General features: G+C 43.5%; 21 protein-coding genes. 1 reads left to right on the forward strand and 20 read right to left on the reverse strand.

What is annotated here, in order from left to right; translation table 11 throughout:
* Positions 1-24 precede the first annotated feature (24 nt).
* The 19 genes from AC06MN_RS13355 to AC06MN_RS13445 form a co-directional block, all read right to left on the reverse strand.
* Positions 25-339, reverse strand: a complete 315-nt coding sequence (locus AC06MN_RS13355; protein WP_475672881.1) for a hypothetical protein — start codon at positions 337-339, stop codon at positions 25-27.
* Positions 340-348: 9 nt separating this feature from the next.
* Complete coding sequence (locus AC06MN_RS13360) at positions 349-2,349, reverse strand: T9SS type A sorting domain-containing protein (protein WP_475672882.1); 2,001 nt, start codon at positions 2,347-2,349, stop codon at positions 349-351.
* 39 nt (positions 2,350-2,388) lie between these two features.
* A complete protein-coding gene (locus AC06MN_RS13365; protein WP_475672883.1) occupies positions 2,389-3,240 on the reverse strand; it encodes a hypothetical protein in 852 nt (283 codons plus the stop codon).
* A 78-nt stretch (positions 3,241-3,318) separates the two neighbouring features.
* Positions 3,319-4,089, reverse strand: a complete 771-nt coding sequence (locus tag AC06MN_RS13370) for a hypothetical protein (RefSeq protein WP_475672884.1) — start codon at positions 4,087-4,089, stop codon at positions 3,319-3,321.
* A 3-nt stretch (positions 4,090-4,092) separates the two neighbouring features.
* Positions 4,093-5,916: a Tle-like phospholipase domain-containing protein gene (locus AC06MN_RS13375; RefSeq protein WP_475672885.1), complete on the reverse strand. Its 1,824-nt coding sequence runs from the start codon at positions 5,914-5,916 to the stop codon at positions 4,093-4,095.
* A gap of 15 nt (positions 5,917-5,931) precedes the next feature.
* Positions 5,932-6,306, reverse strand: a complete 375-nt coding sequence (locus AC06MN_RS13380) for a DUF4280 domain-containing protein (RefSeq protein WP_475672886.1) — start codon at positions 6,304-6,306, stop codon at positions 5,932-5,934.
* Positions 6,307-6,312: 6 nt separating this feature from the next.
* On the reverse strand, positions 6,313-8,262 hold the full coding sequence (locus AC06MN_RS13385; RefSeq protein WP_475672887.1) for a type VI secretion system Vgr family protein: 1,950 nt from the start codon (positions 8,260-8,262) through the stop codon (positions 6,313-6,315).
* Positions 8,263-8,279: 17 nt separating this feature from the next.
* The gene (tssD, locus tag AC06MN_RS13390; protein ID WP_475672888.1) at positions 8,280-8,675 is read right to left on the reverse strand and encodes a type VI secretion system tube protein TssD; all 396 of its coding nucleotides are present in this window, start codon (positions 8,673-8,675) and stop codon (positions 8,280-8,282) included.
* A 144-nt stretch (positions 8,676-8,819) separates the two neighbouring features.
* Entirely contained in the window at positions 8,820-9,212 is a 393-nt protein-coding gene (tssD, locus tag AC06MN_RS13395) for a type VI secretion system tube protein TssD (RefSeq protein ID WP_475672889.1), read from the reverse strand.
* A gap of 45 nt (positions 9,213-9,257) precedes the next feature.
* On the reverse strand, positions 9,258-10,628 hold the full coding sequence (locus tag AC06MN_RS13400) for a type VI secretion system contractile sheath protein TssC (RefSeq protein WP_475672890.1): 1,371 nt from the start codon (positions 10,626-10,628) through the stop codon (positions 9,258-9,260).
* Between the two features lie 12 nt (positions 10,629-10,640).
* The gene (locus AC06MN_RS13405) at positions 10,641-11,102 is read right to left on the reverse strand and encodes a type VI secretion system contractile sheath small subunit (protein ID WP_475672891.1); all 462 of its coding nucleotides are present in this window, start codon (positions 11,100-11,102) and stop codon (positions 10,641-10,643) included.
* A gap of 17 nt (positions 11,103-11,119) precedes the next feature.
* Complete coding sequence (locus tag AC06MN_RS13410; RefSeq protein WP_475672892.1) at positions 11,120-13,567, reverse strand: AAA family ATPase; 2,448 nt, start codon at positions 13,565-13,567, stop codon at positions 11,120-11,122.
* 283 nt (positions 13,568-13,850) lie between these two features.
* Positions 13,851-14,531, reverse strand: a complete 681-nt coding sequence (locus tag AC06MN_RS13415) for a DUF2490 domain-containing protein (protein WP_475672893.1) — start codon at positions 14,529-14,531, stop codon at positions 13,851-13,853.
* A 59-nt stretch (positions 14,532-14,590) separates the two neighbouring features.
* Positions 14,591-15,319 (reverse strand): DUF4956 domain-containing protein, encoded by a 729-nt coding sequence (locus AC06MN_RS13420; protein ID WP_475672894.1) that lies wholly within the window; start codon positions 15,317-15,319, stop codon positions 14,591-14,593.
* Positions 15,320-15,438: 119 nt separating this feature from the next.
* A complete protein-coding gene (locus AC06MN_RS13425; RefSeq protein ID WP_475672895.1) occupies positions 15,439-16,230 on the reverse strand; it encodes a polyphosphate polymerase domain-containing protein in 792 nt (263 codons plus the stop codon).
* Positions 16,231-16,662: a hypothetical protein gene (locus tag AC06MN_RS13430; RefSeq protein ID WP_475672896.1), complete on the reverse strand. Its 432-nt coding sequence runs from the start codon at positions 16,660-16,662 to the stop codon at positions 16,231-16,233.
* Positions 16,663-16,672: 10 nt separating this feature from the next.
* Entirely contained in the window at positions 16,673-17,386 is a 714-nt protein-coding gene (locus AC06MN_RS13435) for a peptidase associated/transthyretin-like domain-containing protein (RefSeq protein WP_475672897.1), read from the reverse strand.
* A 96-nt stretch (positions 17,387-17,482) separates the two neighbouring features.
* Positions 17,483-17,932 carry a MarR family winged helix-turn-helix transcriptional regulator gene (locus AC06MN_RS13440; protein ID WP_475672898.1) on the reverse strand — a complete coding sequence of 150 codons (450 nt, stop codon included), beginning with the start codon at positions 17,930-17,932 and terminating at the stop codon, positions 17,483-17,485.
* A gap of 383 nt (positions 17,933-18,315) precedes the next feature.
* The gene (locus AC06MN_RS13445; protein WP_475672899.1) at positions 18,316-19,197 is read right to left on the reverse strand and encodes a TerB family tellurite resistance protein; all 882 of its coding nucleotides are present in this window, start codon (positions 19,195-19,197) and stop codon (positions 18,316-18,318) included.
* A 196-nt stretch (positions 19,198-19,393) separates the two neighbouring features.
* On the opposite strand from AC06MN_RS13445, the gene ppdK reads away from it, so the two are divergent.
* Positions 19,394-22,111 (forward strand): pyruvate, phosphate dikinase, encoded by a 2,718-nt coding sequence (ppdK, locus tag AC06MN_RS13450; protein WP_475672900.1) that lies wholly within the window; start codon positions 19,394-19,396, stop codon positions 22,109-22,111.
* A gap of 136 nt (positions 22,112-22,247) precedes the next feature.
* On the opposite strand, the gene AC06MN_RS13455 is transcribed toward ppdK, so the two are convergent.
* Positions 22,248-23,390, reverse strand: coding sequence for an ATP-binding protein (locus AC06MN_RS13455; RefSeq protein WP_475672901.1), 1,143 nt, complete (start codon positions 23,388-23,390; stop codon positions 22,248-22,250).
* Between the last annotated feature and the right edge of the window lie 399 nt (positions 23,391-23,789).

The following is a 23,789-nucleotide window of genomic DNA, read 5'->3' on the forward strand; positions in this document are numbered from 1 at the left end:
TTAAAAAATCTAATTTTCAACTCTTTAACCTGCTATCGGATCGGATATGATTTCAAGCGTATCACCGTTTTTCACGTTGTAATCTGCCAAAGTCTTGTTCGTTTTTCCGACCTTCGGCTGCAAAATGATGTCTCTGCCTGTTGCTTCATCCCTTTTGCCGAAAAAATACTCGGTCGGGACAAAATCTATCATTTCAGGCATATCAAAAACCTTGTTGCCCTTTTCATCAGCAGCAAAACGGAGATTATTCATCAACACCTCAAGTGTACTATGAGGATCATTCACCTTAAACTTGACAAGTTTGTTCTTGTACCTTAACTTTAAATAAAAATCTTCCATAACTATAATTTATTTGATTATTATTCTTTCAATAAAGACATCATTATTTTCGTCCACAACCTTCAGGAAGTACAGTCCTTTCTGAAGATTCAGGTTAATTGCAGTCCGTTGGGAATCAAACTGTTGTTCCACAACGACCCTGCCATCTACCGACAGGATGAAAAGACGAGCGCGGCCTTCCGTATCTTTTTCAACGGTAAGCGACGTGTTACCGTCCGATGGGTTAGGATATACAGTCAGATTATGTTGTGGTGTCATTTGACCTACGCAGAAATCAGTGAAGACTTCGCAGGATTCGCCTTTCAGCTTCAAAGACACCTGATATTCATTATCTTTATACGGCACTTCCAAAACATAATACTGACCCGTCGCGCCTTTTATCGGTGAACTATTCCGATACCATTGATATTCATAATCTTCCTTTGGTTTGGGATAAATCAGGATATAGGGTACTCCGTTCCCATCTCTTTTGGCCACAATCTGATTCACATCCTCTTCCTTGACAATCGGCAATAAATTGACATTCAAAATGCCAGTGTAAAAACAACTGTCCTGCTTCATCACTTTCACAAATCCTCTTTCGCTCCAATCTCCCCAGCGTACCTTAACCCTAAATGTATCGTCTTCTACGATTTCTCCATTCTCAACAGTCCATACAAAATTGCTGTTTTCATTCGGATTCACCGAATACCAAGCCTCCCCATCCATACAGATTTCGGTTTCTCCAACAATGGACATGCTTTCCTCGGGAATGATTTCCAAATGGAGTTCAACGACACTATCGCATCCCAATCCAGTTGTGAAAGTATACTCATAATCACCTGATACAAAAAGCAAACGGTCACCAAAATAATAAGAACACGAAGTCTGCTCCGTGTCGGCGAAGACCTGAGAAGCCACCAAACGGACAGTTAAGCTGCCCGACATGAAACAGTCATCACCGATGGTGAAACTCACTGTTCCATACTCACCAGAATCTTCCCATAAGACCTTGACTCTGTCAGGGAGTTGCTCAATGATTTGTCCGTTTTCCACTTCCCATAAGCATAAATACCCCTCTGAATCAACTTGATATTCCTTTTCTTGGAACATACACGACACCGTGTCACCATAAATCTTTACGTCGGTATCTTTCAGTATTTCCAGATGAAGAATGTAAGTGCTGTCGCAACCCAGACTTGTTTCATACGTCTTTGAATAATCTCCAGATTCCACAAGCCAATCACCATCAAAAAGATAAGCACACCATGTACTGACACTTTCTTCATAAACAATCGCATTCGCTATCTGTACAGACAAATCGCCCGTGAAATAACAGCCATCGCCACTCGTCGCATCGACATGAATGGTTCCGTTTTCATAGGTTGAAAACCAATTCACCGTGATTTGATTTCCTGTCCCACCAACAATTTCACCGCCTTCCACCATCCAATCATATTGTCCGGGAGCAACATTAATTGAATAATCAACGTTGGCCTCGGCACAAGCTACAACCTTGCCCTGTATATCAACAATCTCAGGCTCAATCGTCAAATGGAGTTTAACTAAGCTGTCACATCCAAACTGTGTTTCGAACACGTATTCATAATCGCCTGACTCGGTAAGCACTTCACCACCGAATTCATAATTACAGTGAGTGGTAACAGGAGGAAGCACGACAGCATCGTCACCAACATATCCCTGATTTACAACGATAGAAACAGAACTGCTAAAATACACGGAATCATCACGAAGACACGCAGAAAATTCATTTTCATCTGACCCAAAGACCTGTAACGGATCAAATTCCATTTCGTCGCAAGAATAATCCGTTTGCTTTTGCCCAACACGGTCTTCTCCTCTATACAATTCGAACACTCCACTACGCGGTTCCGACAGACGAAGCGTGAAAACGACTTCCGTACCCTCGCAAACCGTTTCCTGATCCACCGTCAATGTCAATTCAAGATCTTGGCCTTGCACCATTGTCACTCCAAAAAGAGTCAACACAAATAATAAAAACTTCTTCATTTTCTTGTTACATTATTTGATTATACTTTAATTCCTATTTTAATTCAACCCCAGCATCCTTTCAATCGTTCTGCCGGAATATGTCTGGAACGCACGGCAAAGGACTTCCTTCACTTCAGAGTTGAACTTTCTTGTCCGGGCAGCAACATCCTCTCTCGATTTTTTCACCGAATCAGCTGTTTTGCCCGAAATGTATGCCAACATGGCATTACCTGCCAAGTTTCCTAACGCCTTGCCAGTTCCAACCACAGGGATAAAATCCGTCGCAAAATCAAGCCAACCTGGCATAAATTCATAGCCATTAAATGTCTGGATGTCTTTACCAAACTTTGCTTCTGCCGCTTTTTCAGTTCCAAATTCGAAAGCAGCTTGAGCAGGATCTAATGAAAACACATCTATCTTGGAGTTCTTAGAATACCTTATATCCATGAAATTTCCATTCACCACACGTCCCATATTGGTATGACGTGTTTTCATTGTGACAGTCACAGTTGTTTTTTTATAGAAATTATCGTATGCTTTTGCTGCTTTCTTGACATATTTCGAACCTCGTTTAGCATATTTTTCTGCACCTTTTGCCACCGCTCCACCCACTGGAATAAACCCAACCGCCTCCAAGCCAGCCCCAACCAAATATCCATCACGATCATTTTTCAACTGCGCAATCTGTCTGTCATAGTCTTCCATTATCTTTTTCACATCTAAGAATTTCCAATCCCGAATGCGAATTTTCGAGCACACCCTTTTCTTCAGTTCATCATAGTAAGCCTCCACCTGCGACCCTTTGCTTTCAATAGTTTTCACCAAGTCATAGCCGTATTGTCTTCTCAAGGCATTCTTCTCTTCAAGAATAATGACACGGAGCTGCCGTTTGAAGACATCGTTCTTCATAATTCCCTTATACTTGAAGCCCGCACTCGTCAAAGCCTCTTCAAGACTTCTGTATGTGACCAAATTGCCAGACATAAGCTATATCAGTTTGAGTTCATCATCCTTGTCATCCAAATAAAAATACATATCGAGCAAGTAAGCATCATCCGTGGCCTCGTCGTACAACGCAAAAGTGCCATTCCCATCAGGATCACAATAACGCACAAGATGCCCGTATGAATAATAAGCCAGTTTTTCATCAGGCTGGGGTAACCTCAGCCTGAATCCCGACTTCAAAAGCTGCTTGAAATCCTCGATACGGAAGTTTTTCTCTTCTTCGCTCAAATTCCAGTACATGCTGGTTGCCAGATTGGAATCATGCATCATCAACTGCTGCATGAAAAGGTCGTACTGTTTGCGATCAAGCATCGCATTCAGGCGCGAATAAGCCTGTGCAACCTTTCCTTTCAAATCATAAACTAACGACAAGTTGGGAAATTCGGAAACATCGGCCAATTCGTATGGAACATCCGCAAAAAACGCCAGCGATTTCTTTTCGACCCAAGAAGCATCAAGGTCAACGGCCAACAATTCGCTTGAACTCACCTCCTCCGGCCTTTCCAAATCAACGTTGATTCTTGTCACCGAGCATTTCAATCCTGCCTCTTTTTCAAAGTCTTCCGCACCTACAAGCGGACGTATCCTGCAACTCAGCTGCTGCATTCCCGACCTGTAAATCAAGTTGTTCACGGCGAAATCCAAAGTTTCTTCATCTTCCACGTTTTTCGCCACGGCAAGAATATCGTTCACCCTGATTTCCATCAGGCAGTGTCTGACTTCGTACTGCAATATGTAATATGCATTCGTCATATCTCAATCAACCTCAAAGAGTTTTTTCACTATATCAGATGTTGAAGCATCGTATGTTTTCACATTGGCTTCCACTATGGTTTTCTTGCTTTTGTCGTCCATTTCCTCGCGTTCCGTTTCCTGTTTTTTTTCGCCATGCGAACCAGGCTTTTGCGAGGAAGTCTTATAGACCAATGTTGTTTCCCCACCAAAATTGCCGGAAGACGAACTCGTTTTCTCCTTTTCCAGAGCCTGTCTTGGACTTAGCTTTATGGTATCGTCTTGCCTGACGATTTTTCCCAGTTCTTTCACTTCTACAGGGAAACCGTATACCGTATCACCCAAGTCGTTTGGTTTCACTTTGTTGGCATATTTCTGAAAGACCAGCTTTATGTATCCCGACGATTTCGTGTCATAATGCCAATAACGTTTCAGCGTATTATCCGCGACCTTGTCATCCGGCATTTCACCTTGCTGCGTGACGACCAAATGATTGTTGATGCCATAATACTTGTTGACAAGCCCATCTAACAACATCCACATACCATGTCCTGTTCCGTCATTGGCAACCTTCAGGTATTTTTCCCTATCACCTTTATAGAATTCTGTCTCAACATCTATTACTTTTCCGTATGTCCTTGGCATCAAACCGCCTTGCGAATGAGACCTACACAAAGCGACACCTGTGCCTATGGGAGTCACTAGTAACGATAGCGGAGTTACAATAAGATAAAGAACAGAAGCACCAACAGGCCATTTTATGCCATGAAGCCAACCATTCTTGCTGTCTTTTTTATCTTGAATTGAAGTCAAAACATCGGTAGTAGATCGATAAACCACAACATTCTTTTGCTGGTCAATCACCTCCTTGATTTTGCCAATCGAACCAAGGAAAGAACGCAGATTAAAAACCCTCAACTTTTCATCGACTGATTTCGGCAATTTTTGAGAAAGAAGATTCGACTTGGTCAGGCGATTGACATAACTGGCCAAAGCATAGGTATTCAGTCCTGCAGCATTAAAAGCCACAGTCCTTACCCCAGAAACCGCTCCTGCTGCACCTGCCAGTCCTCCTCCCAAAGAGTGACCCACAATCACCCATTCATCCTTGTTGACATTTTCATTCTCACAAAACAATTTCAAGGCCAACAAAACAGCCAACTTATATTGCAAAGGATAAACCAATTCATCGCCAATACCTTGTCCAACATTAGTCTTAATCCAATCATTGAAAAAAGAGTTGAAATCTGTCCCGGCAAAAACCAAAGCATATTTCACGGACGACAAATCGAAGCCTGTTTCTTTTTTTAAGTCATTGCAGTTGTATTTCCAATCTGTGCGTTTGTAAATGCCCGCCTTGAAGCCGCAATCTGTCAGAAACCCTTCCTTGGAAAGCAGACCGTATTGACCTGACTTATTATTGTTCGCCAGACTATAAAGCAGTTTTTCATCCGTGGCAAAAAAATCCTTCACCGTATATTTCGGATTGCCAAAAACTTTAGTGCCATCTGCTATTTGAAAAACATATTCGTTATCATCACCAACTTTTTCATCGTAGTATTTCGGTACATCTGCCGATTCTCTGAACTTCTTATCCACTTTTCCACCCCGATAAGTGGAGCCTGTCTTATGCGATTTTCCAATCAAATTTTCCAACTCTTCCAAACCGACCATCTGAAAACCAGGAACGTCATAGTAAGCTTTCTGTCCGTCAATAAAATAGACATGTTCGGCCAGCAAAGCCAAGCCTAAACGGATATCGGCATTGTAAACAACATATTCACGCTGTTTATCTATTTTCTTCAAATCCTCGTATTCCTTGTTGCTTGCTCCGGTTTCCGTACTCATCTGTCATTTCCTCCGTCATTCTTGTCCGTTTGTTACCAATTCTATAGTTCCCGCCCACATGCACTTAAGTTTACAGGTGTTCAGCAAAGCAAGGTTGCCTTTTTCTATGACATCGTCCTTACCGCCAATCCAAGGGGCCGGCGTATTAGGCACACAAGGCATAGGGGTCAAACGCCCCATGTGAGCCGATGTTGCAGCCGCCACGGTTGGATTATTAAGCGAGCGGCATAAGCCGAAAGGAGCGATATTCACCATAGGCTTATGGTCTGATATGTTTGCCTTGGGCTTTCCGCATAGAAAAATGGTACGGGTAGGAAGCACCGTCAATGACGACTGCGCATTGCCCATACTGCATTTCAATTTTGCGCCACTACAAACGTAAGTTGCCATAATTCATCAGTTTATCTTAACATTTCCAGCTTTCAGCGAAATAAGGCTTCCTCCATCATACGCAATGGAATCGTCAGTCTTTTGTACGCTTTTTTTCGCATACATAATATGGTTTTCCGCCGCATCCGTCTTGATGTTTCTTGCTGCAACGTCAATTCTTTCCCCGACTTCAAGAGAGAAATCATTGCCCACGGAAACAGTCTTGTCCTTTCCAACGGAAGTCGCCATATCATTCTGTATATCATTTGTCTGGTCATTACCGACCTTCAATGCATCATTATTGCCAATTTCGGTATTCCTATCGTTACCTGCTGAAACCTTAATGTCGTGTTTGGCATCGATGATAATGTCGTTATCGGCATATAGCTCTATGTTTCCTTTCGACTGCAACTTGATAAGCTTTTCGTCAGTCGAATAGGTCAACACATAATTTTCCTTTTCGTTGTCATAGATGCGGATGAATCCACCTTCAGCCACATCATGTATTTCTACGGTATGGCCATTGCGCGTACGCAATGCCTTAATATCATTTGAACCGCTGTACCATTTGCCTTCAGGGTGCTGTTTGCCATGATACAATGTCCCTATTACAAATGGTTTTTCGGCATTTCCATGCTCAAAACCCAACATCACCTCTTCACCGATTTCGGGAATGAAATAGAATCCCTTTCCATCGCCGCCATGCGGCTGAGTGATACGAAGCCACGGCGTTATCATATATTCGTCCTGCAATTCCTGCCATAGCAATCTCACCCTAATCCTACCCAACTTTTCCGGATCCTTATTGTCGACAACGACAGCCCTTTGCGATTCAGCCATCGGATAGACATCACATTCAAAGCAAGGCGGATACTCGGAAGAAGCCGGTATAGCAGAGAATTCGCATTGGAAATGTCCGTTCAGATTCCAATGATACGACAGCGACACCATCATCAAGTCTTCATGGTTCTGCAAATTCTTATCCTCGACATCACCGGAATATTCCTGAATGGAAAACACAGTTCCAAGATGCAAGTCGCACCTATTGCTGACACCTTTGCAAACCATCAGCTGCGCTTTTGTTCCCAAGATATCGTTCATAACCGAAGCCTCAACCTGATTCAAACCGTTATCTTCCTGTATGCTTGCACAATTGTCCTGAAGCGTGTCCTTCTTGAACAACGATGTGGAATGATTGTAGGCATACTCTGTCAGCTTATTAAAAGACTGCGACCCATAGTTCTTAGCCAAATCTTTCTGGTTTTCATATTCCAGATAATCATGATCGGCATGTGAAAAACCGACATGAAACAGATTCGTTTCATAATAATAGCCCAAAATATCTATATCCGGATAAAGCTTGATTTTTTGCTTCGGCTGCTTCATCTTTCCAAAAACCAACTCATCATTCTCAAAATAGAAGAACTCGCCATAACGCTGGGCCAAACGCGAAAGGAAAGCGTAAGTCGTCTCATTATACTGCACCGTGTATGGAATGATTCCATCCATTCTTGGCGTAAGCTGAAGGGAAATATTCACCTTATAGTCCTCCGTCGCCTTGCTGACAATTTCGGAGAGCGAGGTCTGCTCGAATGAAGTGCAATGGGGGCTATCAAATAGCAAATAATCAGGACTATATGCCGTACAATGAATGACCATTCCGACATTCATGTGCTCGCTACGGGCGATGGCTTTGAACACAATGCCCTTAAAGCACAAATCATCTTCCTTCAATTCCTGATTGTGGTCCAAATACGAAGTCTTGAAACCGCATTCCACTGATGCACCTAACAATTTGTCGGAAATTGAGAACGAATCATCAGAAGGCGTTTTTGTCAAGCTTTTCTTCCGCATCGAAAAATTCAGTTCATTCGGCTTCATCAACTCCTTGGAAAGCGAAACCTCCATGAAAACATAATCATCGAATTCCCGTCCTTCTATTTTTAAATAAAGGTTGTTTTCTATCTGAACCGCCATATCTGGAAACTGTTTTTTTAATCAATCATATTAAATTCGCAATCCTGGCCGAAGATGATGCTTCCTGCCATTATGCCAATTTTCATATACATCTGTAGGGGATTGTTATTGTTGAAATATTCATACAGTCGAACGCAATAGGCATCCTTAAAGCTAATAATCCGATGCTTATCAATGCTGTCCTTATTGATGACCAATTCTATTTCGCCATCTTTCGTGAGGTTCTTGTCAAACATCCATTCGTGGAATCCCAAATCATTATCATCAGGAGCTGAAATGACAAGATTGATCAGTCCACCTCGTGGACGATCGGAAGGTCGTCCCGTAAAATCAACTTCCTGTGAAAATTCATAATCGCATTCCATGACGTAGTAGGAATGATTGTCAATCCTTAATGTAGCTGTAAGTGCCATAGTCTATAGTTTGTTCTGTTCTTTTTTATTGAAAAACCAGATCGAAAATCAGAGCCCGAAAAAACGGACTTCGGAAATCAAATGCAAAAAAACGAGAAGCGCGAGACAAGGCTGATTTTAGCCTTGTCTCACAATCTCAAGCACTTAGGCCCACTTGTTGGTGTAGGTCACGGCACCCACGGTGATTTCGCGGCACACGATGGTGATTTCCTCTGAATGGCCTGCCTTGTCTTCCCAAAGTTCATTGAAATCGATGCAATAAGCATCCTTGAACTGGATTTTCTTCATAAGGTTGCCTGTTCTTGTTTCGTTGAATTCGACACTGCCATCTTTTGCAAGATTAGGCTGAATCATCCAATTCAGCAAATCAGGATTGCCATCGTTCAAGGCCTTGACGCGGATGACGATTTTTCCACCGCGTGGAATTCCTGCCATTTGACCTTCGACATCGACAGCCTGGTTAAATGAGTAAGATACTTTCATGACTTCACGTTCGGTCATGCCATTTACTTTCAAAGCTACTGGTGTTGTTGCCATAATAAATGATTTTTTAATTTTTGTGAAACATTAATATTAATAAGGTTAACCTTCTTCTACCATCGATGATGCGCTTGCACTCTGCTTATCAGCCTCAAGCTTGATAAGGAAGTTCTTGGCAGCGAAATATGGAGTGATTGATATATCGACAGAAACGACTTTTGTGTTGGGATCTTGAATCGGATCACCCAGTTTGTACTTTTGGAAGAAATTCTGATAGCCCTGATATTGATTGAGGAAATCCTGTATCTTGCTTTTTAGTTTTTTCGGAGAATTGTACGGGTCCCAGTTTTCATGCGCAATTTCATGAACATAATTCATCAGCACTTTCTTTATCCAATCGAACACACGGACAATAGGATATTCCATCATGGCATCAAGGTCGCCATTATAAAGCGTGCTGTTGTTGAATGCCATGACTCGGCCTTCGGAAAACACCATCGGAACCACATGGTCGTCCATCAAGGTTGCGATTTCGGATTTGAGCAAATCAAGCTTGACGCCTTTCACATCAGCGACGGTACCATATTTCTTTCCTGCACGTCCCTGCGAAATCGGAGTCGCCTCGTCGTACATCATGCCCGCCAAAGCACCAGCCGGCGAAACATAGAAAGCTTCTTCTTCACACTCGCCAGAACTGAGCTTTTCGGATTCGCGGCCCACCAACCAATTGCAAGCCATAACGACATTTTGCAACTCCTTATCACTATCGGCAAAGCCCTTGGTGACATCTTTCAATCCTTCCAACGAGTTTTCATCATCAATTGAAGTGTCCGTCACCAAGATCAGTTTGTACTTATGAGCAATTTTAGCCCACCTCAGCAAATCAGTCCTATCATGGAAAACGCCGCCTGGCATGACCATGAAGCTATAGCTGTCCCTCAGGCACAAACGATCGAAAGCACGCTTTACCAAGTCGTCCACCTGATTCTTGAAATTGGATTCGGTATCAGTAATGGCTCTTTTATCCACATTGATTATCCTGAGTTTTTCGACCCTGTCTGTGCCGGCATTTTTGAAAAACAGATCCAATGACCTGTATGAGCGCTCCAGTCCTTGGGTAGCGGCAAGAGCTGTTGTTATTCCCTTCGAAAGCAATTCAAGGGTCTTGCTTTCTTTGTCCTTACAAACTTCCGCCATCTCAGTTGGTGTCATTCCCTCATTTTCAAGCAAACCAATCCAAGCTTCCAGTTCGGATGCCAAAGCCTTCCTTTTTGCTTTTTTTCTGCTATCCTTCAAAAAAGTATCTTTTACCGCTTTTTTACCTGGATTCATGTCTTCAGCAGCAGGAATAAAACCCTTAATAGCCTGAAAACCACCGATTTTTTTCAGAATATCATCCGTGTTTTTTCTCTGCTGCACCTGCTGCTCCTGAGAACCAGCAACAGCAGCACTTTGCAATTTTGAATTATCCATAGTCTTCATTAATTATTCATTATCACGCAATTCATCCAGCATCTGCTGCAAATACTGTTTCAGCTCTTCACGGCTCTCAGGATTCTTCAGCATCTCCCTAAGTCTCTTATTCTGCTCAATCTGTTTCCTGATTTTTGCAGCATTGTCCATTTCATCCTTCAATCCGGATAGGAACGGACTGTTGGAAACCAGTTTGCCTTTTCCGCCATTAGCCTCAAAATCCTTGATTTCATTGAAACGAAGCGTTTCCGTTACCGTACTTCCGTCTTCATCAGTGAAATCGACCTCAACACTTGGATTAAACCTTTGAAAGACATCTTTCAATGTCCGAGCATCTTCCAACAATTCAGGAACTTCACCGTCGGCATCCGACGTAAACTGGTCAATGATCAAAGTCTTGTTAGTATCAATAACACTAACACGGCTTCCCGACTCTTCATCAGTCGCATTTGATATAAAGTTTTTCTCTAACATATTTTTAATTATTTTTATTATGATATTTTATCAACCAAGTTTCCATTCACCATGAACCTCAATTCATTATCTATCAAGGTCACACAAACTTCATCTTGCGGTTTAAGTTTTCCGGAGACGATCAATTTGGAAAGCGGACGACGCAATTCCTTCCGAATAATGCCAAGGACCGGGCGTGCTCCAAACTGAGGATTGAACCCCGACATAGCAATGTTTCTTCTCGTCGTATCGTCCATTTCGAGCTTAATATGCTGTTCATCAAGCAACTGCAGCAATCCTTTCAAATGAATATTGAAAATTGAAGTCACCGTTTCTTCGGAAATCGGGGCAAAGGGGACTATTTCTGTCAAGCGGCCAAGAAATTCCGGACGGAAATAATCCTGCATGATAGTCAGCAAGTCACTGTTCTTTGGAATAATCCCTTTTGCGAATGATTCCGAGACATACTTACTACCGATATTTGAAGTAAACAGAATCAAGGCATTGCTAAAATCACCCACACGTCCCAGCCTGTCGTGAAGTTTTCCTTCGTCAAGAATCTGAAGGAACAAGTCGAAAACTGACTTGTGCGCCTTCTCGATTTCATCAAACAAGACAACCGAATAAGGTTTCTGGCGAATCTTATTGACCAACAGACCGCCTTCTTCATATCCAACATATCCGGGAGGTGCTCCATAAAGCAATGCCACGGAGTGTTCTTCCTTAAATTCCGACATATCGAAACGTATCAAAGCCGACTCGTCTTGGAACAAAAATTCCGCCAAAGCCTTGGAAAGTTCCGTCTTGCCGGTTCCCGTAGGTCCCAAAAAGAAAAACGACCCCATTGGCTGACCTTTCTTATTCAGACCAGAACGCGACTCAAATATCGAATCCAGAATGGTTTTTATCGCTTGATCCTGACCTACGACACGGCGTTTTATAATAGCTTCGGCATTAATGAGCTTATCACGTTCTTTCGCCTGCATTTTTCCCATCGGAATACCAGTCTGTTTTGCAACCACAGCAGCCAAGTCAGCATCCGTGACAGCATTACGTTTCTCGGAAGACAGCATTTTCAATTTCTCCAAGACATGCTCCAAGTAAGCCAGTTTTTCATCATTACTGCCTATTTTTCCAAAATCCACATCATCATCAAGCTGCGCCACAAGCAGGATGCTAATCTTATTCATCATTTCATAGTGCAGCCAGTAAAGTTCCATCGCCAGTTGCGATTCTGTCTGTTGCTCCGATTTTCCCTTTATTTCGGCAAGTTTTTCGGACAGTGACGCGACATCGGAAGCTGAGACATCATTCATCGTGCGGATAAGTGCCATCGTGCGGTCAATCAAATCGAAAACGGAATCCGGCAATGATTTTTCCGTCAGATAACGCTTTGAAAGTCTGATAGCTTCCTTTATACTGTCATCTGGTATGGTTATATCATGATATTGTTCAAAAGAGCCGACCGACTCACGGACAATTCTGTAACAGGCATCGGCATTCGGTTCTTCAAGCGTTATCTTTTCAAACTTCCTGACAAATTCCTTATCTGTCTCAAGGTGTTTTGTGTAGCTGTCCACCGTAGTAGTCGCCACAAAGAGCATTTGACCCTTGTTCAGCTCCTGTTTCAGCAAGTCACCTACTCCGCACAAAAGGCTTTGCTTATCCGCAAGTTTATCGACATTCTCTATAAGCAAGATGGAATTGTCCACCGTTTTCAGTTCATCCAAAGTCTTCTTAAAACGATCCTCAAATTCAATCTTATTGACAGCACCGCTTGTCAAGGCAGCCAAATCAAGTTCAAAGACAACGGCACTTTTCAGGAATTCTGGAACCATTCCCGACAGCAATCGCAAAACAAAGCCATTCACCAATGCCGTTTTCCCAACACCTGATTCTCCGACTATCAACAAATTAGATTTGGTTTTTCTTCCCAAGACTTCAAAAGCTGTCGCTATTTCCTTTTCAAAGCCTACAACAGTAACAGGTTGAGACTTCAACAATTCATTTTTATTAATGCAATAATTTGCAATGTTTTTCCCCGTAACCACTGTTGAAAACGATGAAGAGGAAGACAATTTATTTCCTTGTTTCGAAGAATCCTCCCCAAGAATTTCATCAACTGTCAAAGGCAAGGTCTTAAGCTGATTAAAAGTGAATCCAACTCCAGGTGTTACTAATGCGCCAAGCACAAGTACATAATCGACTTCTTCCTTATTTAGTTTACGTCGGTATTCCTCAGCTTGTTCAAAAACAGCCGATGATGTTTCGGTAAGTTCCAAATCACTTTTTGGACGAACCGCCTTGGGAGTCATTCGTATCTCACAATCAGCCCAATCCAATAGATAATAATAATCCTTGTCAAGATCTCTTTCAAAATAAGCAATCAATCCTATGTCCTTATGCAGCAAAGCCTTGAACAAATGGCAAGGATAAATTGCATCATTGCATTCATCCATCGCATAAATTGAAGCAATTCTTAACAATCATCAAATTGCCCATTTATCTTACCAGAACAATTGTAACCCATTTTTTAATACTAATTCAGAAATGCAAAAATACGATCCTATCAAATCGCTCCAACAAATTGATATGGCATATTTTACCAATTATTTTGGCATATTTTACCATACACAAATGGATTTAAGTTTCCTAACTAACTTTTTATAAGGATGTTAAAAGCCAATAGTATTATGCTAAACACAAACACCCAGTCACTGGCATGTTTATATGCGGCTGCAAGCCATCAAATCCTAATAAACAGAAAAATTAATATTTCAGTTTGTAAGTCAGGCCAAAATAGAACCTATCGACAGGCTCTTTCACCTGCAAATCATTATCCATGCGGACAAATGCCGAAAGATATTGGCGACGCGTCAAACGGTAATCGACAGAGGCAACCGTCCTCAGATTATCAACAATATTATGTTTCGGGTCGTTGACAAGCCAATGCAATTCGGTTGACAACGAATATTTGAAGCGGCTGTTGGGCATCTGATAGGTCACTTGCAGACGGTTGCGCCAATACATTTTCGGATTCACGCGGTAATCGCCCGTCGCTTCATCACGAAATGTGGAAAGCAGTTTTGTGCGGAATGAAAACTTGAAACGATGATAAGTCTCAGAATAAGTGAGTTGTACACCGGCACGATAACGGTTTTCAAAATACTTGTCATCATTGAAACGACGGATGTAATCGCCCGTCAAGCCAAGTTTCATTCTGCCGTGAAGAAAAGTGTAATCGACACCCAAGGAATTGAGCCAACGGTCGAATTGCGTGCAGTTGTTCTGGAAACGCAGTTCTTCTTCCAACGAAAGACCAACATTTCGTGACACCCCGACAGAAACTTCCGCCGACGCAATGACACCAACGTCCTTAGTGCGCCCGCTTTGGGAAAACGACCAAAACGAAAGAAGCACAAATACGACCGTAAACAAGATTCTTTTCATCACGCAATTACATATAAACCATTTTGCATCAACATATTAAGACGCGATTCATCGCGTCTCTACTCATTAAAATCCTTCAATTTCGTCACCGTGTCAATCGTATTGACTTCGCCATCTTCGGGACGATAATACACTTTCACGAATGCGACATCGCGCAAATAATCAATATGACCAACCTCTACCCTACTGATATCCAATCCGGTGCGCTCAATCAAATCGGCCTTGAGTTCTTCTTCACGACCATGTTTCGTGTTTTCAATCTTGTCGTAAAGAATAATCTTGGTGGCCGTATGCGAAAGCAAGTTCGTTCCATCAAGAATCCAGACAGCCAAAACCACCAAAATATTGACAACCAGCAACTCTACATAACTTGCCGTCAAAGCCTGACCATTGATGATAGACAAACCCATGACTATAAAAAGATAGGTCATTTCCCTGATTCTGATTGTTTCCGTCCTGTAACGAATCATGCCGAAAATGGCAAACAGTCCCAAGGCAAAAGCGATATTCATCTTCATGTTCTCCATTAAGGTAATGAGCAGGAAAATGACCACCGAAAACATCATAAACGTGAAATAATAATCCTTACGATTAGCTTTCTTATAATAAAAGAAATGAATTATTATCCAAGAAACCAACAAGTTAAAGGCAAATCGGACTATGGTTGTCCAGAAACTCATAGCATCGAAAATCGGAACACCAAGGAAATCGGCAGCCGCCACGCCGCCACCAAATTCACGGGCAATTTCAGGATCAAAATCCTGCATCATGGCTTGTAAGAGAAGCATATCCTTTGTTTATTTGTTTATTTGTTTATTGATTTGATTGACTTTTAGACTCTTAGACACTTTTGACTTTTGTACTCAAAGATTTAAACAACTTTGAACAATCTTGAACAATTTTACTTTCAATTTTTCGTCAATAAACCATCACTATTCAGACTTTCCACTTTCAACTTTTCAATTCTTCTCAGCTTTTTCTTGAAACGGTTTTGCTTTACATCAGGTCGGGTCAGGCAAGTTCCAATGCAATACTTGCTGATTTTGAACGGCTTAATCCGCAAATCGAAAAGCACATCTTTCAGCAAGGAATAGGCGCGACCGTCCTGTTTCAGTTCCATCACCACTAATGGTGCCATCGAAGCTGTGGCGTCATTCGACAAATTATTGAATTTCAGATTACAATCAATTGTCAATCTTTCGGTTTTGCCAAAATTCACCAAGGTAATCCTATCAAACAATGTGACCAATTTCGGACTTAACGTGCTGACTTCGTAAGGCTGCTTTTCAGCAAGGAAAGCGGCGGCTTCTGCATTGTCAATGATATTTGCAATCGGCTCAACCTGAATGCGTTTCTTGCTCGTTCGGCCTTTGTTGCTTTTGTGCTTGACTTCGCAAAAACTCAGATCTGAATCGAGATAAGTCCGCACACGCACCTTGTCGCGCACCAAATGACGATTATGATGAATGATATACATCGTCAAGTCGGGCGTATCGTAATACACTGTCTTATAAGGTGCGAAACGGTTTCCAGAAACTTCCTGTGCATAATAACCGGTACGAATGTTTTGCAAAATCAAGAGCAATTGCGTTTCAGTAATCACATATTTTGTATCGACACGGTTCATCAGTTGGACATTCTTCATCTCATCCAACGATATGGGCCGCATGGCCTTCACTATGTCAACGATTTCCTTCACTTAGTCCTTGAAAATGAACTCAAAAGTCTTCACCGATTCCAGTTTTCCGTTCGGATAATAATTCAGCTGGCGTTTTTTAGAACCATCTTCATAATACTCGAACTTACGGATTCTGACCACTTTATCGCGGTCGTTATATTCAATTTCACGCAATACTTTCGCATCTATTCCGCTGCCTTCGGGATATTCGCTTACCACACGCATTTTCTGTCCGTAACTGGCATATTCTATTTCTTCGATTTTGCGGCCCAACTCATCATACGTTGTGACATGGTCCAAAAAAGCCTGCTTGCTGCCGACTGGCGTATTCCATTCCTTGACGGTAACACTCTTGCGGCGTTCACGCTTGATAACGGTACCTTCCGAAACCGTCTGGGCAAACATCATCATACTCACGAACAAGAAAAAAGCGATTGCAATTAACTTTTTCATATTCTGTTGACTACACATTTAAGATTATATCAAATTGTTCTTCCAATTCATAAACGGCACCTGCTGCTTCAACCTCAATTGTTTGAAACAAAAATTCAGGAACTTCCAAAAAACTTTCGGTCGCAGTATAGACTTCATACACGCCAGGCAGCAATTTCTGAAAATAAAAATAACCGTCAGGACCAACGCGCGTATCATCAAGCGGCATATTCTCGCCAACCTTTCGAATGTAGACCCTATGCTCGCAAGCCCATCCTTCGCCACGGTAACTGCCATTGTGATAATACTCTGCATATACCCGTCCTTTCACAATAGACGTTCCGTATGCCTTGCCATCATGGATGTAAATCGTCGGAACATCCGTTATCTTGCCGTCGCCAAGATGAACAGTTTGGCAAACAGGCACCTTTTCACCTGTCGGAAGCGTGGAATAGGCATACAATGTGTAATTTCCCGAACGCAAATACTCAAACCGATAGAAACCATCAGGACCAGTTTCAACATCATCGCCATAGAAGGAATCATCGCCATAAACGATAAAGACATCCGTTTTGGCGGCTGGAACAGTATCTGCATTCAATTCCAAATCGTCGTCGGGATGTTGAACCAGACTCACATAGCCTTGAACAGTACCTTTTCCACCTTCACCTTCGTCCTTGTTGCAAGCACACAAGACAAAGGCGGGCATTAAAGCCAAAATCATCAACTTGATAAACTCTTTCATTTTTCCCAATTTTAATGTAAAAATAGGCATTCGCCCAAATTAAGTTTTACAATTTTTATGCCAAGCGGATAAAACGAAACGCCAACTTTCCCAAAATCACTCTGCAACTCCCTTGCCCAGTTCCTGAATGGTTTCGCTTGCCTTCCTCAACACAAAAATGAAAGTGGTCAAATCCTCTTCCGAAACACCTGAAAGGATGTCATTCATCGCATTGATGGCAATTTCCTTGGTCGAATCGCGCATTGCAAGGCCTTTTTCCGTCACCACAATATTGTTCACGCGGCGGTCTTCCTTATCGACGGAACGGACTACCAAGCCTTTTTTCTCCAGATTATCAACAAACTGTGTAACGGAATTCTTATCCTTTTGGATAATGTAGGCAATGTTCTGCTGCGTCAAGGCACCTTCATTCCAAAGCGTGTCCATCACCAGAAACTGTTCGGCGGTCAGATTGATTCCATTGTTCTTAAACACCTCGCCAAGATGTTTCTTCAGCCTGCAGTTCAATATGTTGACATACACGGCTGCCTGTTTCACGAGCATCATATCATCACAATATTAAGATTATCATTCATTATTGAAAGTGCAATAATACGATTTTTTCTTTTTCGTAACATAAAAATGATGAAAACAATGAAAAATAGCAGTTGTCATAAGAAATCTTTCGGCAACAATATACAATTTGACCTTTTTATAACCAAAACATTCAAAACCCACAAAACTTTTCTCCATCCGACTTTGAATCTCGCAACCGCTCGATTCTTATCATGCAGAGCATCGGAGATGCAGCTTCCGATGACCCCCGATTAGGGGGAATCGGACAGGAAAGAAAAAAAGAGATTAATGATAGATTTGTTAGAGATTTGTTTCCAAAAAAACAACTTAGGGTCTAAAAGTATATTATTGCCAATCTTTCATTTCATGTAATATCACACCATCCCGCGCTGTTTCTTAATTGATTCGTAAGCAATATTGACTTCCTGCAATTTCTTTTCGGCGGCTTCGCGCACCTCGTCGCCCAAATGACTGACCAAATCGGGGTGATATTTCTTGGCCATGTCGCGATAGGCTTTCTTCACTTCGTCGTCGGTGGCATTCGGGTCAACTTCAAGAATCTTGTAAGCATTTTCAGTTTCGTTGACCGTCTGCACAAACATGGCTTTAATCGATTCATAATCAGAACCAGTGATGCCCATATACGATGCAATGCTTTGCAGCACGTTCAATTCCTGGTCTGCCATGACACCATCGGCATCGGCAATACCGAAAAGATAATGAAGCAGTTGCAGACGAGATGAATAATCCATATACTGCCCAACTTGGCGGCCAACATCATACAAATTATAGTCCTGATTGAGGATTCCGCGCAACATCTTGATATAGTTTTCAGCGCGTTGCTGACCGAAATTCTGCAAGAAAAAGCGTTTCACATAATCGAGTTCCGACTTCATGATTTTGCCGTCGGCTTTCATCACGGCAGCCGAAAGCACTAAAAGACTGACGTTGAAATCGCGCTGCTGGGCCGTGCTGCCCATGTTTTTCTTCACATCCTCTTCGGTCCAGCCGCTGAAAAGATTGCCAATCACATAGCCGATGATGCCTCCAATGATGCCGCCGCCGAAAATGAATCCCAATCCGGCCCCGACCCATTTGGAATAGCCGTTTTTCTTCCTCACCACTGTTGACGAAGTCTCTGAATTTCCGCTATCTTCCTGATTTTGTTGTTCTTTCCTGTTGTTCGATTTTCTAAACACGAAAAATAAAACCACTGCAACAATGGCTATAATAACAATGTATGAACTGTCTCCCATTTTGATTATAATTTGTTTGCAAAAGTAGTCAAAAAATGTTCCAAATGGGAAAATGCTGACATTATGGCAAGTTATTCCATATTTTTTTGAAAAAAACTTGCCCAAAAACGGGTTGTGTTTTCCATAATTCACTAATTTTGCACCCTTAAAATCAAAGGCAAATTTTAGTATTTAATCAATAATAAAAACTCAAAAAATGACAAAGTACGTTTATACTTTCGGCGGCAAGACCGCAGAAGGTAACGCTTCGATGAAGAACGAGTTAGGCGGTAAAGGCGCTAACTTGGCAGAAATGTGTCTGCTGAAACTCCCTGTCCCAGCCGGTTTGACAATCACAACCGAGTGCTGCACGGCTTATTACGAAAACAACTGCCAACTTCCTGCTGGCCTCATGGATGAAGTCCACGCCGGCATGAAGAACATGGAAAACATCATGGGCATGAAATATGGCGATGCTGAGAATCCGCTGCTCGTCAGCTGCCGTTCAGGCGCGCGCAAGTCAATGCCTGGCATGATGGACACCGTCCTTAACATCGGTCTCTGCTCAAAGACCCTTCCTGGTTTGATTAAGAAGACCAACAACCCACGTTTCGTTTACGACTCATACCGTCGTCTGATCATGATGTACGCCGACGTCGTAATGGAAAAGGCTGAAGGCATCGAACCTGTCGATGGCAAGGGCATCCGCAAGCAACTTGACGATATGCTTGATGATTTCAAGGCTGCAAAAGGCTACAAATCAGATACCGACCTGAAGGCTGAAGAACTGCAGCAACTGGCTGAAGACTTCAAGGTTCGCATCAAGGAAGTGCTCGGCACCGAATTCCCTGATGACGCTGAAGCACAACTCGAAGGCGGCATTAAGGCCGTGTTCAAGAGCTGGAACGGCAAGAAGGCTATCTCCTTCCGCCGCATCGAAGGTATTCCGGATGACTGGGGTACTGCCGTCAACGTTCAGACCATGGTCTTCGGTAATATGGGCGAAGGCTCAGCTACCGGCGTTGCTTTCACACGTAACCCTGCCACTGGCGACAACCAATTCTATGGCGAATGGCTGATCAACGCTCAAGGTGAAGACGTCGTTGCTGGTATCCGCACTCCTAACCCACTGAACGACGACACCAAGAACGAGCAGAACAAGAACATGAAGTCCATGCAGGAACTCATGCCTGAAACCTATAAGGAACTCTGCGAAGTCCGCCGCATCCTCGAAGAAAACTATCACGACATGCTCGACATCGAGTTCACCATCCAGGATGGCAAGCTCTACATGCTGCAGTGCCGTGTCGGTAAGCGCACCGGTATTGCTGCCCTGACCATGGCTCTCGACATGCTGCACGAAGGTCTCATCGACGAAAAGGAAGTGGTGATGCGCGTGGCTCCAGCCCAAATGGACGAACTCCTCCACCCAATCCTCGACGCTGCTGACGAAAAGAAACACGAAGTCATTGCCAAGGGTCTGCCAGCAGGTCCTGGTGGTGCCGTCGGTATCATCGCCCTCGATAGCGAAAAGTCAAAGGAATACACCGCCAAGAAGATTAAGAACATCTTGGTCCGCGAAGAAACCAACCCAGAAGACGTTGAAGGCATGCGTTCAGCCGACGGTATCCTTACCGCTCGCGGTGGTATGACTTCACACGCTGCTTTGGTTGCCCGTGGCTGGGGTAAGTGCTGCATCGTTGGTTGCGACGCTGTCAAGATCAACATGGAAGAACGCACCGTCACCATCGCCGGCAAGAAGTTCAACGAAGGCGACACCCTCGCCCTGAACGGTGCAAGCGGTTATGTCTATGGCGAAGCCGTTGGCATGATCGACTCATCAGAGAACCCACGCTTCCAAGAATTCATGGCACTCGTGGCTAAATATCAAGGCATGGGCGTCCGCACCAATGCTGACACTCCGGAAGACACACAAAACGCTGTCAACTTCGGTGCTGAAGGTATCGGTCTGTTCCGTATCGAACACATGTTCTACGGCAAGAACGGTGCTACACCTCTCGATATTCTCCGCAACATGATTCTGTCTTCCAACAAGGAAGAACGTCTGGCTGCCCTGAACGAACTTGAACCACACATCAAGGAAGCCGCTAAGAGCACCCTGAAGATTTTGAACCACAAGCCTCTCACCTTCCGTCTGATGGACCCACCTTTGCATGAATTCGTTCCACAAACCGAAGAAAAGCAACGTGCTAAGGCAGCCGAAAGAGGCATTACCTTCGAAGAAATCAAGAAGAGAATCGACGCTTTGCACGAAGTGAACCCAATGATGGGTCTCCGTGGCGCACGTCTCGGTATCGTTTACCCTGAAATCTCGGAAATCCAGTTCCGCGCCTTGTTCACAGCTACCGCTGAACTGATGGTTGAAGGTTACGATCCACACCTCGAAATCATGGTTCCTCTGACCATCGACGTGAAGGAATTGAAGCACCAGAAGGCTATCGCCGACAAGATCCAAGCTGAAGTGGAAGCCAAGTTCGGCGTGAAGATCAGCTACCTCTACGGTACCATGATCGAAATCCCACGCGCTACCCTGATGGCTGACGAAATCGCTGAAGTGGCTCAGTTCTTCTCATTCGGCACCAACGACCTCACCCAGATGACCCTCGGCTTCTCACGCGACGACGTGAACGAAATCATCCACACCTACATCGACCAGAAGATTATCGCTGCCGACCCATTCAAGACCCTCGACCAGCAAGGTGTTGGCCAACTCGTGAAACTCGGCGTCGAACGCGGTCGCAGCACCCGTCCAGGCATGAAGTGCGGTGTTTGCGGTGAACACGGTGGTGATCCTGCATCAGTCGAATTCTTCTACAATGCCGGCATGACCTACGTCAGCTGCTCACCATTCCGTGTACCTGTTGCACGTCTGGCCGCAGCACAAGCCGCCATTAACAAGGAACGCGGTTGCTAAAACCAATAAATGATTTATGAGACGCGATAAATCGCGTCTCTACAAAACAAAACAGCCTCTGGAGACAGAGGCTGTTTTGTTATTCGATTTGGAGGATTGAGCTACACATAAAAGGTAGTTTGATTTCAAACAATTGCTAAAACAGCTCTCCGTTCCAAAGCATCCGCAGGAAATCATAGACATTAATCATGTCAACATCTTCCGACTTGCGCGTTATGGGATCGAGGGAAACAATCATCAGCTTGCAATCGGGGTGTTCTTCCTTGAATGCCTTCAGTCCTTTCAGATGTTTGGACTGCACGGTCTCCACCGACTTGATTTCAATGGCCAGCTCCGCATCGCCGATAATGGCATCCACCTCGTTACCCGCGTAGGTATGCCAGTAACTGAGGCGGCGACGGTCATGCGAATAGCCCAAGTAGGCGACAAGTTCCTGAATGACCAAATGCTCAAAAGCGTGGCCGTATTCAACCGTTCCTCGGACAAGATTCTTGCGGTGCAAAAGATAATTGGCAACGCCCACATCGAAATAGTAGAAACGCGGCGCCTGCGCCAGTTTGCGTTTCACAGTCTTGGTGTAAGCAGGAATCATAAAGCCAATCAAGGTGTCTTGCAAGATATCGAAATACTGTTTCACCGAAGTGGAATTGATTTGGCAGTCGCTGGCGATGTTGCTGTAATTGACCATTTCCCCATCAGTGAGTGCAGCAACTTCGAGGAAACGTTCAAAGGCATCCAGGTTGCGCACGATGGCTTCAGCCTTGATTTCCTGCTGAAGATAGGCATCGACGTAGGCCGACAGTAATCTTGCCGGATTTGGCGACAGGTAATGTTGCGGCAACATGCCCTGATTGATCGCACGGTTGATGTCGAAATCGGGAATTTCGGCACTCACCAAAGGATAAAACGTACACGGATAGGCGCGGCCTCCAAGGGTGTTGTAACCCTTCCGCTTCAACTTGCGGGCACTGCTGCCACAAAGGACAAAACGGATGTCGAATTCCGAGATGAGACGGTGCACCTCGTTCAGCAGTTCCGGGACTTCCTGTATTTCATCAATGACGACAACAGTGCCGGCATCCTTGCCTGCAAACTGCTCATAAAGCGTAACGGGACGATTGCGGTAGGCCGAACGCAACGAAGAATTGAGAAGATCGATGTAAGAAGCCTGTGGAAACTGGGAGCGGAGATAAGTCGATTTCCCTGTTTTTCTGGCTCCAAACAGAAAGACACTCATTTCCTGAATGTCGTCTTGAATCGGGTATATACGGTTATACATTCCTTTAAAATTTAAATTACCGATTTGGATTTTACTTGAATATTCCAATTAGCGATTTGGATTTTCAAGGTAAATTCCCGCTGCAAAAATAGAAATCTTTTTCATAACAAACGCAAATTCACAAAAATGAATCAATAATTTTGGCAACAATATACAATTTGACCTTTTAATAACCAAATGCCTGCCGGACGCTGATAAGGGAAACCACTTTAAGTTTGCAGCGTGAATTCGTACAAGGTTATTTCCTACCTTTGTTGCATGAAGGAGGGACTAACTTCCAGAGGACAATCCATTAGAACCACAAGGCCAAGAGCCTATAATTCGTTTGGGATCCTCTGGAACGAAGCTGCAAAGGCTTGATAGAAAGTTAGGCTCGGAGCCTATTTAAAGTGATAGCGC

Source organism: Candidatus Limimorpha sp. (assembly GCF_056203535.1).

Coding starts and splice junctions, on each gene's coding strand:
- AC06MN_RS13375 (WP_475672885.1), bottom strand. CDS start 5,916: ATGAGTACGGAAACCGGAGCAAGCAACAAGGAATACGAGGATTTGAAG.
- AC06MN_RS13455 (WP_475672901.1), bottom strand. CDS start 23,390: ATGTATAACCGTATATACCCGATTCAAGACGACATTCAGGAAATGAGT.
- AC06MN_RS13355 (WP_475672881.1), bottom strand. CDS start 339: ATGGAAGATTTTTATTTAAAGTTAAGGTACAAGAACAAACTTGTCAAG.
- AC06MN_RS13415 (WP_475672893.1), bottom strand. CDS start 14,531: ATGAAAAGAATCTTGTTTACGGTCGTATTTGTGCTTCTTTCGTTTTGG.
- AC06MN_RS13445 (WP_475672899.1), bottom strand. CDS start 19,197: ATGGGAGACAGTTCATACATTGTTATTATAGCCATTGTTGCAGTGGTT.
- ppdK (WP_475672900.1), top strand. CDS start 19,394: ATGACAAAGTACGTTTATACTTTCGGCGGCAAGACCGCAGAAGGTAAC.
- AC06MN_RS13400 (WP_475672890.1), bottom strand. CDS start 10,628: ATGGATAATTCAAAATTGCAAAGTGCTGCTGTTGCTGGTTCTCAGGAG.
- AC06MN_RS13420 (WP_475672894.1), bottom strand. CDS start 15,319: ATGCTTCTCTTACAAGCCATGATGCAGGATTTTGATCCTGAAATTGCC.
- AC06MN_RS13365 (WP_475672883.1), bottom strand. CDS start 3,240: ATGAAGAACGATGTCTTCAAACGGCAGCTCCGTGTCATTATTCTTGAA.
- AC06MN_RS13360 (WP_475672882.1), bottom strand. CDS start 2,349: ATGAAGAAGTTTTTATTATTTGTGTTGACTCTTTTTGGAGTGACAATG.
- AC06MN_RS13385 (WP_475672887.1), bottom strand. CDS start 8,262: ATGGCGGTTCAGATAGAAAACAACCTTTATTTAAAAATAGAAGGACGG.
- AC06MN_RS13440 (WP_475672898.1), bottom strand. CDS start 17,932: ATGATGCTCGTGAAACAGGCAGCCGTGTATGTCAACATATTGAACTGC.
- AC06MN_RS13380 (WP_475672886.1), bottom strand. CDS start 6,306: ATGGCAACTTACGTTTGTAGTGGCGCAAAATTGAAATGCAGTATGGGC.
- AC06MN_RS13405 (WP_475672891.1), bottom strand. CDS start 11,102: ATGTTAGAGAAAAACTTTATATCAAATGCGACTGATGAAGAGTCGGGA.
- tssD (WP_475672888.1), bottom strand. CDS start 8,675: ATGGCACTTACAGCTACATTAAGGATTGACAATCATTCCTACTACGTC.
- AC06MN_RS13430 (WP_475672896.1), bottom strand. CDS start 16,662: ATGAAAAAGTTAATTGCAATCGCTTTTTTCTTGTTCGTGAGTATGATG.
- AC06MN_RS13370 (WP_475672884.1), bottom strand. CDS start 4,089: ATGACGAATGCATATTACATATTGCAGTACGAAGTCAGACACTGCCTG.
- AC06MN_RS13435 (WP_475672897.1), bottom strand. CDS start 17,386: ATGAAAGAGTTTATCAAGTTGATGATTTTGGCTTTAATGCCCGCCTTT.
- tssD (WP_475672889.1), bottom strand. CDS start 9,212: ATGGCAACAACACCAGTAGCTTTGAAAGTAAATGGCATGACCGAACGT.